A 13,147-nucleotide genomic window follows, 5' to 3' on the forward strand; every position below is an offset into this window, starting at 1 on the left:
TGTTTATTGGACTCTCACTCGCCTAATTCCTTTTAAACGTTTTGATTATTAGGAGGCGTAAAATTAAAGCTCAATAAGACAAAATCCTTACCAATCCTTTTTTCCCCAATTAAAAAAGCCTAAACATTTGTTTAAGCTGTAAACCAAACGATAAAAAGCGGCTTTTTCTCTGTTGACATGTTCTCTAATGTACAAGAAGATTCTGCTTCATACCCGATATCTTGTGCAAGGCGAATCGTTCCTTCATCAATATTATTCGTAAAGTCAGCTTGATCAAAGCACATCGGGGCACTGTAGGCAAGTAAAGTGTGATCGAGGATGACTCGCTCATCATTAGAAGTTTCAGATATAAGTGGGACAGTAAATCCAAAAACGATAAAGGCTAAAAAGAAAATAATGGCTCCAATCATTACTTTTTTCATATTCATTCCAACTTTCTTGTCATAGAATCCTTTAGTAGTGTAATATGAAGTGTAATTTCTTTCAAGTAGTTTGCTTGACAAGAGTTGACGAGTATGAGGTGATATGATGAAAAATGTAGAACGAGATACAATTAAAAATGATCCAAATGGCCTTTATCAGTTTTATTACCCTTTAATGTTTGAATCTAGCTTGGAGCCAACTATACAGACAGCCTCTGTAAAAGTGACCATTCAAAGTGAAGAGGTAAACCATTTGTTATTAAGGAGCACCTTCCATCAACAATTTCATGATTTTTTCCAAATGGAGCTATTGAGTTTGGAATCCGCACAAAGGTTTCTCAACAACTACTCCATAAACCAAAACCCATTTATTCGAATGATGAAATTATCGTTGATTTGGTTTATCTCAGAAGGTGTCCACCACGTATACAAAGCTATAAAAACCTCTTACAGCTTTACAATCACTTCTAACGCAAGCATTCAATTAACGATTTCGATATCGGACGATTTAACCTATGCCCCTTTGAACACTGGAAACCATGAATCTTTATCAATTGCCATCACCACAACGAATGTAAGTAGAGATTGGAAGGAATGGTTATATGACAACCTACTTAATTCTTATTTGCAACCAAATTTAGAGGACGGTTTAGTATCTCTGCAAGATATATTAAACAACGAGCAAGATATTTCAACTCATCAAGTAACCCTTATTTAACATCGTCAGTGAGGTCAAGTAAATATTTCAGAAGAAGTGTCTCGCGGTCCGCCCTATTTAAAAAAGTCTCATCCGTTATCGCTAACAGCAATTGTTCTTTTTTTATTTTTGCTACTTGGATTTGTTGAATAAGCTCCCTTGCTTTTGCTAAAAAGGCTAAGTGATCATTGTATTGCTTAATTGGGAGATTTTCTTTCAAATCTTTTTTTAATCTTTTAGCATAAATCGGACTTGCTCCTTGTGTTGACCAAGCAACTAGAAGATGGCGTTCCTTCATAAAATTCATAAATTGAAAAGATGAGGTAAATCGATTGGCTGCGTCATAGATAAGGAAAATATGTGGATTAGCCTCTTTTAGCATCTCGTGTACAACACGGTTATTTGTCGCTAAACACAATATATCCGCTTCCACTTTCTCCTCACCTGTCAATGTTCTTTCATGTAATCGAATAAGGCCTTGCTTGAATAAATCACTTATTTCCGGCTCACATCGCTCCGCATAAACCACTACACGTGCTCCCACACATAAAAAGCGCTTGATGTTCCTTAAGGCAATGGGGCCACCTCCAACGATCGCTACGACTTTATCTTTTAGTTGTAACAAAATAGGTAACTTTTCACTCATCGCTTTCCTCCAATACTTCTTCCACACGCTTAGAAATAATCGGAACTAATTGATGGTCAAAACCTAAATAATCAGCTAACTTTACCTGTTTCCTACCTTGACTTTCAATCACTTTCTTTTTTTGCTCCAAACTTTTCATAAGAACACCTGTAAACAATAAATACGGAAGCAATATCAATTTCTCCGTTTCAGATCGCAAAATCTTCTCAATTCCCTCCTCTAAAGTGGGTTCTGTTGCCGCTAAAAAACAAACCTCCACCTGCTTAACAGGCGTAAACTCCCATAATAATCTTGCTATTTTACATAAGTCACTATTCGCATCTGGATCACTACTACCTCTACCAATGAGAAGTACGGTTTGAGGGAGTCGTTCAGTCTGTAATGGCTTTTGGTTTAGTTTAGGAATGTTCACAGTCTCTAATCTATCTTGTAAAATACGAATAACTCCCTTTTCCACACCTATTGGCCGCCCATATCGAATACGCACATTCGGATACTCATCTTGAAAATCACTCAATTCATCAGGGATATCTTGTTTTGCATGACCAGCACTCAGTAATAAAATTGGAATTACCGTTATTTTAGTTGCTCCTTGGACAACACATGCTTTTAAACCTTCCCTAATCGTTGGAGATTCTAACTCAATAAATCCAATTTCTTGTATGGGTATATGTGAGAAAAGGTTTTGAACTTTATGAACAAATGCTCTTAATTGCTCATTCCCCTCTTTAACTCGACTCCCATGTCCTACATATAAAATCGCCTGCATGTAATTAGTCCTCCACATACTCCGAACTTAAATGACTGATAAGCTCATTGACATTCGGTTGTTTTAGTTTAGTTGTAACTTGATAACCTAACGACTCTGCTTTTTGGGAGGTGATGGGGCCAAAGCAAATGATCGACGTCTGTTCTGATAAATAATGAGGCGTAAAATTTGTTCCTTTTAAAGCAAATGTGAGCATTTCGACAGATTTTGCATTCGGAAAAATAATCTTTTCAATCCGCTCCTCTTCCCACATTCTCTGGAAGGTAATGAGACTTTGAGGCACAACCGTTTTGCGATAAAGTCCGAGATATTCAAAATGGCTGACCACCTCTGGAACCTTTCTCCGAGCCCCCTCCTCACCTATTAATAATCCACTATTATCTAAAGTAACATCTTGTAGGAGACTTGCTTGACATCCATACTGCTGGAGTACATCGGCTTGTTTGGAATTTCTGACAATAAAGTCTGCATGAATCATCCGAATATCTGTTCGTTTTTGACGAAGAGATTCAAAAAACACCTCAATACTTGATTGGGTCATAAATACAATTTGTGTATACCGTTGATAATCTACTACTTGTCCTTCCAAACAAGGCTCAATGACATATCGAGGAAATTCTAAAACATCTGCACCTAAGCTGCTTAATTGAGCAGCCATCTCCCCGCTTTCTACCCCTGCTTTAGCGAGTAACAGTTCTTGATTAAATAAAATCTTCTCTTCAAACCAACTTTTCTCCTGCCTTAATTGGTTAATATCACCCACTAAAGCGATTGCTGGATTTTGAATCTGTGCCGCCTTCACCTTGGCAACGATTGTAGTCAAATTACCCGAAACAACACGTTGTTTACCTGTAGTCGCCCATTGAATAAGAGAAACAGGCTTTTCTGGATTTGCTCCGTGTTTTAATAACTGCTCTGTGATAAAAGGAAGGTTTTTGACGCCCATATAAAAAGCAATCGTATCAACCCCTTGAGTTAATGCTTGCCAATCTACAGTTGGTTCACCCGATACAGATTGATTATGGCCAGTTACTACAGCAAATGAGCTACTATAGTCGCGATGTGTGACCGACATACCCGCATAAGTAGCTGCACCAATTCCCGCCGTGATACCAGGAACCACCTCAAACTGAATTCCCGCTTCCCTTAGAGCACTTGCCTCCTCTGCTACTCGTCCAAAAACACTCGGGTCGCCACCTTTTAAGCGCACAACACATTTCCCTTGAATTGCATATTCAATTAATAAGTCCTGTATCGTTTCCTGTCTCAAAAAATGCCTGTCTGGTAGCTTGCCTCCATATATCAATTCACAATTCGGTTTCGTCCATTCTAAAAATAACGGATGCACTAATCGGTCATAAATCACGACATCTGCCTGTCTTAATACCCGATACCCTTTTAAAGTTAATAGCTCGGTATCTCCAGGCCCTGCACCAACCAAATACACGACACCCTTTTTGTCCTCATCCATCATCTCATCTCCTACACCAATTCCGAGTTATTTAATATGTTTTATAAGTATAATATATGAAGTGATACAAAGGCAATCTGATTTTTTCGAATATTACTAGTAAAGTAAAGAATTCAATTAAAAAATTGGAAGATAATCTAACAAGTGTTCGCACATAATCTCCCTTGATGTGATATAGTATTACAAAAGATGAGAACATTCTTACTTTTTACAGCGAGGTGGAGTGGATTGTCCTATAAAGATAAAAAGGTCATTACAATAGGTGTTGTTAGTGAGTTAACTGGATTATCCGAGCGTAAAATACGCTACTACGAAGAACGGAAGCTGCTCTTTCCTGAAAGGACCAAAGGCGGCACAAGGAAATATTCCTTCTTAGATGTAGAACGGTTGATTGAAATTGCCAACAAAATGGAAGATGGTATGCAAACCTTTGAAATAAGAAGAATGGAACAAAAAGCAATGAAAAAACAAGAAGTTCGTGAAAAGATGTTGCGTGGTCAAATTAACGCCGCTTTTAACATTAGAAAATAGTCAGCTTTTATCAAAAGACATGGTGTGCAGAGGATAAACCTCTCACTCCATGTCTTTTAGTTTATTTTTATAATTTGTGAGCTCTTTTTTCCGTTTCTGTAATGAGATACACACTTTTACGACAAACTAACAGGAAAAAAAGGAGGAAGTATTTTATGGCAAGAGCAATGATCGCAATCATTTTTGGTATCGCCATTCTTTGTATGCCGATTCAAACATTAGCAGAAGAAAATCAAATTGCCCTCATCATAGATGACTTTGGTGGTGATGTTAAAGGAGTGAAGCAATTTTTAAAAGCGGACATTCCCATTACAGTTGCTATTATGCCTTTTCAAAAACATGCAAAAGAGCAAGCAGAACTGGCCTATAATGCCGGCTTAGAGGTAATTATCCATATGCCAATGGAACCAAAGCAAGGCAAGGCGTCTTGGCTTGGCCCCAATGCCATTACAACAAACTTAAGTGATGACGAAATTGAAAAGCGGGTCAGAGAGGCGATTGAAAATGTCCCCCATGCCGTTGGGATGAATAACCATATGGGCTCCAAAATAGTGGAGGACGAACATATTATGCGTATTATCTTAAAGATCGCTAATGAGCATCAATTTTATTTTTTAGATAGTGGCACAAGTCCTCAATCAGTCATTCCTAAAATCGCCCAAGAGTTCAATATGCCCTATATAAAACGCGATATCTTCATTGATGATACATTGTCAAGTCAATACGAGGTCGAACAACAATTAGATAAATTGATAAAACTCTCCATTGATAAAGGTAAAGCAGTCGGCATCGGTCATGTCGGCGTAAAAGGTCACGAAACCTTTCTGGCCGTTGAAAACGGCTGGAAAAAAATGAAACAAAATCAATTAAGACTCGTATCTTTATCTGAATTGATGGACTCACCTCTCACTCACCAGCTGCACCACATTCAATACGAAGGCGGGGAAAAGCCTTGAATCATTTATTGGATACGAAAGAGTATGAAGGAAAAGACGGATCGCACATCTTATTGCGGCCTGCCGAGAAAAAGGATGCTAAAGCCATTATACAGGCAGCTAATGACATTGTCTCAGCTGGTAAATACATTCAGAAAGAACGAGTAAAAACCGAAGCAGAAGAGCATGCTTTTATAGATGAGGTAATCAAACAAAATCATATGTATATCGTCATTGAGGTGAATAATGAAATTACTGGCATTGCCCGTGTTTTACTAGGTGAACTTGAAATGAAAAAACATGTTGGCCTCTTTAGAACTTGGATTCATCCGCGTACACAAGGAAAAGGTATTGGTCATTTTATTATGACCTATACATTAGACTGGTGTCGATTAAGAGGTTTGCATAAGCTTTGTTTAACGGTTTTTGCATCAAATAAACCAGCTTACTCTTTGTATAAAAAATATGGTTTTATCGAAGAGGGCAGACAAAAAGAACAAGTCCAACTTCAAGGAGTGTATGATGATGAAATTTGGATGGGCTATTTTATGAACAATGAGGTGAAACAAGAAAATGTTTAGGAAGTTAGCAATTGTAATCGTATTAATAAGTGCATTTGGAATTGGGATGTTTTTAATGGGGCAGTATTTTCTTGAAGACGAAAAACCATATGTCCTAGACAAGGAAATACCTCAGACATTGGATTCTAGAGCGATGGATGAATTAATGGCAAAGGATTTAGCATTAACTACCTCTATGTTTCTAAGCCAACTTTCCAACCAGCTTAATCGTTGGGGCGAGTACGACTTAAATAATGAAGAGTACCACACAGTATTTAAGGAGGAGCTTAATGAGCATCCACACTTTCATGGTTTTGCCATTTTTAATGGCGATTCCATAACGATTCAAGAAGGTCAACTTTCGACCACGGATCGTTCTTTACTCACTCATACACATATGCTTAGTGAATTTTCGGATCCCTTTGAAAGAGAAGGAACTTATTATATGTTAATGGGTGAGCAAATTGCAGATGGGCGCACGCTACTTGGTGAAGTTGATTTAACCTTCGTCAAATCTTATGTAAAAGACCTAGCTTCTGTTGCTGATTCAAACGGTAATTTCTTTGTATCTGGCGAAAACCCCGACATTCAATGGCAAACAATGAATGACGTTCCCTCAGGATACAAAGCGGAACACGTGCCTGAGTTAGGTTGGGATATTGTCGTACATTCTGATCAGAAAAAAAGCGAATCCGAGCAAAGAACCTATATTGAACATCAAGCTGTCATTAAATTTAAAGATAATCAACGCTCTTTAAATTGGATAGATGAACATCAAGATTTAACCTTTATTGAATCATCGGGACCCTTTCTCGTTGTCCAATCTGACTCTTTTACAACCGAAGAATTAATCAATCGTTTAAACAACGATGCTGACCTAGTTTTTATTGAACCTAATTACTTAATGACAAATCAGGTGAGAATAGCATCAACAGTACCTAATGATGAATTCTTCCAGCCGTATCAATGGAACCTTGAACAAATTAATATTAGTAATGGCTGGGATCTATCTGGTGGTGAGAATATCATGATTGCCATTCTCGACACGGGCGTTGATGAAAATCATTTAGATTTACAAGGCAAAATAAATAAAGGCTATAATGCCTTTAGTGAAAATGGAGATTTTGCTGATGCACATGGTCATGGTACCCATGTCGCTGGTGTCGCCTCGGCTACGACCAATAATATTACAGGAATTGCCGGGGTATCATGGAAAAGTGAAATTTTACCTGTGAAAGTTTTAAATGACGAAGGTGAAGGTTCATCTTATGAAGTTGCCAACGGAATTTATTGGGCTGTCGATCAAGGAGCCGATGTCATCAATATGAGCTTAGGTGATTATTATCATTCAGATGCTCTTTACGATGCCATTCAATATGCTTATGAGAAAGATGTCGTCTTAATTGCCGCTTCAGGAAATGATAATGTGAGCGACCCTCTTTATCCCGCTTATTATCCCGAGGTGCTAACGGTTGCTGCCGTTGATCAAGATAAAAACCGTGCTTTCTTCTCCAATTACGGTGAGCATGTTGATATATCTGCTCCAGGAGAACATATACCTAGTTTATTCCCTGATAATAATTATACCGTAATGTCAGGGACATCTATGGCTGCTCCACATGTAGCTGGTTTAGCTGGATTAATCCGGGCACTTCGTCCCGATTTATCCAATCAGCAGGTTTATGATACGATAACTTCGACAGCGAATGATTTAGGTGATAATGGAAAAGATCCTTATTATGGTTATGGTGAGATGGATGTTGCCAAAGCTCTACAATCTATTCGTTAGTACTACAAACAAAGAAACGAGCATTTTGCTCGTTTTTTTGTTCGTACGTATGATTAAAGGTACAATATTCTCGTCCTAATTAATGCTTCGCTTCTCGCTGATGAGCAGCTCATTCTCAAGCTTGATCAGTCATTCATCATTTTAAAAAAGGAAAGAGCTACGCAGAATGAAAAGCCATACATCAAACCAAAAGGATATCAAAACCTTCAAAGAGCCTCTTTGGTCCAGTTACTCCCTTACACACCTTCACATCCTGTCCATGAGGCGACATGGCTTCAAGAATTTTATATTACCCGTTATTACTGTTGATGATTTCAGTTCCTACGATACCTGCTTCCACCAAATAAGCAATCACCTTTTGAATGGACCCTTCAATTGACAGTTGATCGGTTTCGACCAAAACCTCAGGATTTAAGGGCTCTTCGTACGGCGAGCTTATTCCTGTGAATTCTGGAATTTCACCTGACCGCGCTTTCTTATATAAACCTTTTGGGTCTCTTAATTCACATTTTTCTAAAGAACACTTTACATAAATCTCAATAAACTCTCCGTCTTCAACGAGTTGTCTTACTTGATCCCTATCCTGGCGAAATGGCGATATGAACGCGGTCGATACTATCGTGCCAGCATCTAAAAATAGTTTTGACACTTCCCCAATACGGCGAATATTCTCTTTTCTGTCCTCTTCACTAAAACCAAGTCCTTTATTTAATCCATGTCGAACATTATCACCATCTAGTACATAACTGGTCAAGCCCTTTTGATGTAAGTACAAATCAAGCGCATTAGCTAAAGTTGATTTCCCTGCACCAGAAAGACCTGTAAACCACAAGATCACACTCTTATGGCCTTTTTGCTTTTGACGATCCTGCTTTGATACGACCGATTCATGCCAAACGATATTTTTCGAGTGTTGTGTGCTCATTGTCCCGCCTCCTCCTGTTTAAATTCCTTCTCCTTTATCGTAGGTAGTGCTTTTCTCTTTACGAGTAGATTGATATAAGCAATAGGCACCGATAGTTGCAATGAAAACACTTAGAATGATAAATAACTTGTAAAAATCAGCTTGTCGAAAAAGTAAGATAAGACCATATGAAACTACTAAGGCGAACACTGGCGATACAATCCAAACCTTAATAATTCTTTTGATAATGTCTTTTTGCCACATTTTAAGTCCTTCTGATGCGGTGCCTATCCCAGCAATCGCAGAAGTAGTAATTTGGGTAAGTGGTACAGGTATACCAAATATGGAAGCCACTATAACAAGTGAACCACCCGTTAACGAGACCGAGCTTCCTTGTAAAAGGGAGAGCTGCGTAATTTTTTTCCCATTGGTTTCCAAAACTCTGCCTCCTAAAAGAAGAGCCCCAAGTGCGACAAACAAACCTCCCCAAACAACAGCCGTTTGAACATCGATTAAACCTGCACCAACGAGTGGCCCTACAGCATTTGCGACATTATTCATACCAGCCGCATAGGCTTCAATTCCGCCACATGTAATAAGAAAGAATACTAACGGTTTCTTCCACTTCCCCGTCCCCTTTAACTGCGGCCAAGTATTCTCTAAATATCTAGTGCATTTACCAATAAACAAAGCTAGAAAAAAAGCGACAAATGGCGTGATAATCCAAAAGCTAACTATAATCAGAAGTTCTTTTACAAACAAAGATTGATAAGCAATTCCAGCCCCGACAATCGAGCCAACCACTACTTCACTTGTCGATAAAGGAATGCCAATGATATTAGCAAAAAATAATGTGCCACAAGCGGAAGTTAAAATAATAATAACCAAAGGAACATCGACAATATTTGTAGGAATAATGCCTTCACCAATTGTTTTGACTACTTCTCCGCCCGCTAAAGCACCTAAAAAGGCAAAGATACCGACTAGCACCATCGCTATTTTTTTATTTGGGATTGCACCACTGCCATATGCTGGGCCCATTGCCGCAGCTGTCCCACTCGCTCCAATATTCATCGCAAAAAAGAAGGCAATGATAAACGCAAGGATCTCCAGCATTAAATTCACCTACTTTATTATGATTGAATACTTTCTGCTTGAACACTCATCCCTTTTATTAAGACTTCCACGACTTCTTTTCTACTAAATTCAGCTGGCGGCAATTCTCCATTTGCAAGCATTTTTCGTACCTTTGTCCCTGATAAAATGACGTGATGTTCCTTGTCATGTGGGCATGTTTTCGTTGAAGCCATATTTCCACAAGCTTGACAATAGAAGCTATGCTCAAAAAACAAAGGAGTTATCTGCAAACCATCTTCTGGAATTTCGTTAAAAATAAGCTGTGCATCATATGTCCCATAATAATCACCAACACCTGCATGGTCACGGCCTACAATGAAGTGCGTACATCCATAATTTTGACGAACAATCGCATGAAAAATAGCTTCTCTTGGTCCTGCATATCTCATCGCCGCCGGAAAAACAGATAAAAATACTCGATCTTTAGGGTAATAATGTTGAAGTAATACTTCGTAGCTCTCCATTCTGACATCTGCAGGAATGTCATCGGACTTCGTATCTCCAACTAGTGGATTTAAAAATAAGCCATCGACAATTTCAAGAGCTGCTTTTTGAATATACTCATGTGCTCGGTGTACGGGATTTCTCGTTTGAAAGCCAACAATTTTTTTCCAACCTAGCTCCGTAAATTTCCCTCGAGTCTCTTTCGGGTCACGGTGGTATGATTGAAAACGCCCCCGTTTAACACGTCTGGTCAAAATAATTTCACCAGCTACATATACATGTGGGCGTTCAAATAGCTTGGAGACTCCTGGGTGTGCTTTGTCATCGGTTCGATAAACATGCAAAGCCTCTTCTATTTTATTCGGCTCAAACAGTTCAGATATTTTGATAACTCCGTAGCCCTCACCATTAAAGACGAGCTTCACTTGTTCACCTACAACTAACTCTTGTGCTTTTTCCGCTGTAACAGGCAATGTAATAGGAATACTCCATACCGTTCCATCTGCTAATCTCATATGTCGAACAACAGATTCATAATCTTCTTTCCCTAAAAATCCAGTAAGTGGACTGAATCCACCAATACCTATTAATTCCAAATCTGATAAAGCAAAAGAATCTAATTCAATTTCCTTAGAAATGTTCGAATCATCATATTCTGGATCAAATAACTGAATTAATGTACCTCCATGTGGTGCTATATGACTCATATTCATTCTCCTCTTTAAGGTTGTTGATGTAAGCCGCATTCTGTTTTTGTGGAATTAGCCCAACGACCACTTCTCGGGTCGTCACCTTCTTTAACTGGTTTCGTACAATATTCACAGCCTATACTCGGAAATTGCTGATCATGCAATACGTTGTAATCAAGCTTGTTCAATTTCACATACATCCATATCTCTTCTTCCGTCCAATGAATAAGTGGGCAAATTTTTATAGATTGAAAACGATTGTCCTGATTCACATATTTCGTGTTCGCTCTCGTTGGTGATTGCTCCCGACGTAGTCCAGAAATCCATGCTCTTTTTTTCGATAATTGCTGTTCTAATGGAATGAGTTTACGAAGTTGACAACATGCATCTGGATTTCTTTCCCATAATTTCTCGCCAAATTGCTTTGATTGCTCTAATGGTGTAAGCTCAGGTTTGATTAATTCAATGTTTAATTGTGGATATCTGCTTTTTACTTTTTTTATTAATTCATACGTTTCTTTGAAATGAAAATCGGTATCAAGAAAAATGATATGGGCATCTTTTTTGACTTTATTAATTAGGTCAATTAATACCATTCCCTCAACACCAAAACTACAGGAATAAACAAGTTCATCCCCAAATTCTTGAAAGGCCCATTTTAAAACGTCCATACTGTCTTTTTTGGCTAACAGTTGGTTTATTTTTTTGTAATCTTCGTCTTTGAGTGCTTGATAAGATACATTCAAGTGTAGACACCTCCTTTTACCAAATAGAAAAAGCGACGTTTCCTCACCTAGTTCCTATACCTAGTTGAAAAAACGTCACCTCTAGTTTGTCTAGTCAGCAACTCATTATTTAATTCTTACCTTTTCATTTTTTTCAAGCTGAACAATTTTACCATCTTGAACAACTAACGTGATGGAACCGTACTTTAAGTCTTTTAGTAACCCTTTAATTTGTTCAGAAACCTCATCTAATTTTTGGTCATCCATGCTTCTCCTCCTAGCCTTAGCATGAAATTTAATTCCTTGTATTTTTATATGTTTTATTAGTTTAATAGTATTCTATCGGTCTATACTTAGAATGTCAATAATAGTTCTTGAATTTTCCGAAAATAGGCTTTCGTGCTTTTCTGTATGAAAGTTGGCTACAGGCGAAGGTGTACCCTTCGATGATCGCTGCGGGATTGGGGGCACGCTTTGGTTGATGCAGACTTCTTGGTTTGTGCCCTTCTCATACAAAATAAATGAAAAGCCAATAAAGCAAGAAACTAAACTAAATTGACCAAAATGCCAACAATCAAAGGACAGAACCAAATTAAATGAAAGTCCACCATGTTAAGGACTAACTAACGCATAAATTCGTTTTTGTTGGTGATTAGTTGTTCAGCAAGCTATTACCAAAAGCATGAAAGTGGTTTTGTGCTCTTTGACTGGTGGCTCTTCATTTATTTTCGCTTTATTCTTTTCATGCTAATGATTATTGTAAGAATATTCTTAAACTTGAGACTTTAGACGAACCTAGCGGACGAAAACATGCGGAGACTCCCATGGGACGTAGTGGCAGAGCTGAGATCCACTGGCGTAGCAAGTTAGCTCAGTGCCACCCCATAGGACGCGGAACATGATTTTCGGTAGCGACGAGTAGAACTCCGCATTCCAGCATTAGCAATTTTCATACAAAACCTCATAGCGAAATACGGTTCACCTCACCACCATTAAAGATAAAAGTAATTACAGGACTTCTTATTCAAGGTTTCATGGAGTAATGCGTTTATGCGGGGAGCAGAGCGATTTTTCTTCCTCCATTGTAGTCTTAGGACTAATTGCTTTCAACTTGATTCACCATGTAATGTGATGACCTCTGCTGGTTTTTTATGATTGGTTTTGTATAATGTTTTGTAGCCTTCTTTTTCCCTTTTCAAGAATGTCTGTTTTGAAATGGGCCTTGGTGTTGACCATGAAATTGACTCTGGATTATCCCACGAATCAAATGTGATAAGCTCTTTTTTAAAATAATAGTTATTACCAGATAAATAAGTTTCACATATATATGTGACAGTATGTTTTGTATGCATCTTTTTCACCTCTAATAACCAGTATCACCAATATTGATAAAATTTACTTCAGAAACTTTTATCAATGATCGCTTAT

Annotated in this window: 15 protein-coding genes; 5 read left to right on the forward strand and 10 right to left on the reverse strand. The window is 38.2% G+C overall.

All coding sequences use genetic code 11. The annotated features are described in order from the left end of the window. Positions 1 to 131: 131 nt before the first annotated feature. The gene (locus PQ479_RS03845; RefSeq protein ID WP_047988936.1) at positions 132 to 422 is read right to left on the reverse strand and encodes a hypothetical protein; all 291 of its coding nucleotides are present in this window, start codon (positions 420 to 422) and stop codon (positions 132 to 134) included. A gap of 106 nt (positions 423 to 528) precedes the next feature. Between PQ479_RS03845 and PQ479_RS03850 the strand changes: the two genes are divergently transcribed. Continuing rightward, positions 529 to 1,140 carry a hypothetical protein gene (locus PQ479_RS03850; protein ID WP_047988935.1) on the forward strand — a complete coding sequence of 204 codons (612 nt, stop codon included), beginning with the start codon at positions 529 to 531 and terminating at the stop codon, positions 1,138 to 1,140. Here the strand turns inward: PQ479_RS03850 and PQ479_RS03855 are convergent. The 3 genes from PQ479_RS03855 to cobA are packed head-to-tail and all read right to left on the reverse strand — an operon-like array spanning position 1,133 to position 4,005. Continuing rightward, positions 1,133 to 1,765 (reverse strand): NAD(P)-dependent oxidoreductase, encoded by a 633-nt coding sequence (locus PQ479_RS03855; protein ID WP_047988934.1) that lies wholly within the window; start codon positions 1,763 to 1,765, stop codon positions 1,133 to 1,135. The two genes, PQ479_RS03850 and PQ479_RS03855, sit on opposite strands and share 8 nt — an antisense overlap. Further along, complete coding sequence (locus tag PQ479_RS03860) at positions 1,758 to 2,534, reverse strand: sirohydrochlorin chelatase (protein ID WP_047988933.1); 777 nt, start codon at positions 2,532 to 2,534, stop codon at positions 1,758 to 1,760. Before PQ479_RS03860 ends, PQ479_RS03855 begins: the two co-directional genes overlap by 8 nt. 4 nt (positions 2,535 to 2,538) lie before the next feature. Next, complete coding sequence (cobA, locus tag PQ479_RS03865) at positions 2,539 to 4,005, reverse strand: uroporphyrinogen-III C-methyltransferase (protein WP_047988932.1); 1,467 nt, start codon at positions 4,003 to 4,005, stop codon at positions 2,539 to 2,541. A gap of 228 nt (positions 4,006 to 4,233) precedes the next feature. Between cobA and PQ479_RS03870 the strand changes: the two genes are divergently transcribed. From PQ479_RS03870 to PQ479_RS03885, 4 genes are all read left to right on the forward strand, one after another. After that, positions 4,234 to 4,536: a MerR family transcriptional regulator gene (locus PQ479_RS03870; RefSeq protein WP_047988931.1), complete on the forward strand. Its 303-nt coding sequence runs from the start codon at positions 4,234 to 4,236 to the stop codon at positions 4,534 to 4,536. 155 nt (positions 4,537 to 4,691) lie between these two features. Then, positions 4,692 to 5,492, forward strand: a complete 801-nt coding sequence (locus PQ479_RS03875; protein ID WP_047988930.1) for a divergent polysaccharide deacetylase family protein — start codon at positions 4,692 to 4,694, stop codon at positions 5,490 to 5,492. After that, the gene (locus PQ479_RS03880) at positions 5,489 to 6,052 is read left to right on the forward strand and encodes a GNAT family N-acetyltransferase (RefSeq protein WP_047988929.1); all 564 of its coding nucleotides are present in this window, start codon (positions 5,489 to 5,491) and stop codon (positions 6,050 to 6,052) included. The genes PQ479_RS03875 and PQ479_RS03880 overlap by 4 nt, the downstream gene beginning before the upstream one ends. After that, a complete protein-coding gene (locus PQ479_RS03885) occupies positions 6,045 to 7,820 on the forward strand; it encodes a S8 family peptidase (RefSeq protein WP_047988928.1) in 1,776 nt (591 codons plus the stop codon). The genes PQ479_RS03880 and PQ479_RS03885 overlap by 8 nt, the downstream gene beginning before the upstream one ends. A 289-nt stretch (positions 7,821 to 8,109) precedes the next feature. Here the strand turns inward: PQ479_RS03885 and cysC are convergent, their stop codons facing one another. The 6 genes from cysC to PQ479_RS03915 all read right to left on the reverse strand — a co-directional run bounded on the left by cysC (position 8,110) and on the right by PQ479_RS03915 (position 13,071). Further along, a complete protein-coding gene (gene cysC, locus PQ479_RS03890; protein ID WP_047988927.1) occupies positions 8,110 to 8,745 on the reverse strand; it encodes an adenylyl-sulfate kinase in 636 nt (211 codons plus the stop codon). A gap of 18 nt (positions 8,746 to 8,763) precedes the next feature. Then, entirely contained in the window at positions 8,764 to 9,840 is a 1,077-nt protein-coding gene (locus PQ479_RS03895; RefSeq protein WP_047988926.1) for an inorganic phosphate transporter, read from the reverse strand. A 17-nt stretch (positions 9,841 to 9,857) separates the two neighbouring features. After that, on the reverse strand, positions 9,858 to 11,012 hold the full coding sequence (gene sat, locus PQ479_RS03900) for a sulfate adenylyltransferase (RefSeq protein WP_047988925.1): 1,155 nt from the start codon (positions 11,010 to 11,012) through the stop codon (positions 9,858 to 9,860). Between the two features lie 14 nt (positions 11,013 to 11,026). Then, positions 11,027 to 11,740: a phosphoadenylyl-sulfate reductase gene (locus tag PQ479_RS03905; protein ID WP_047988924.1), complete on the reverse strand. Its 714-nt coding sequence runs from the start codon at positions 11,738 to 11,740 to the stop codon at positions 11,027 to 11,029. 105 nt (positions 11,741 to 11,845) lie between these two features. After that, entirely contained in the window at positions 11,846 to 11,986 is a 141-nt protein-coding gene (locus PQ479_RS03910) for a YezD family protein (RefSeq protein WP_069187721.1), read from the reverse strand. Positions 11,987 to 12,825: 839 nt separating this feature from the next. After that, positions 12,826 to 13,071, reverse strand: a complete 246-nt coding sequence (locus tag PQ479_RS03915) for a hypothetical protein (RefSeq protein ID WP_047988923.1) — start codon at positions 13,069 to 13,071, stop codon at positions 12,826 to 12,828. Positions 13,072 to 13,147: the final 76 nt, after the last annotated feature.

It is taken from the genome of Alkalihalobacillus pseudalcaliphilus, from assembly GCF_028610675.1.
Taxonomy (GTDB): Bacteria; Bacillota; Bacilli; order Bacillales; family Bacillaceae_D; genus Alkalihalobacillus; species Alkalihalobacillus pseudalcaliphilus.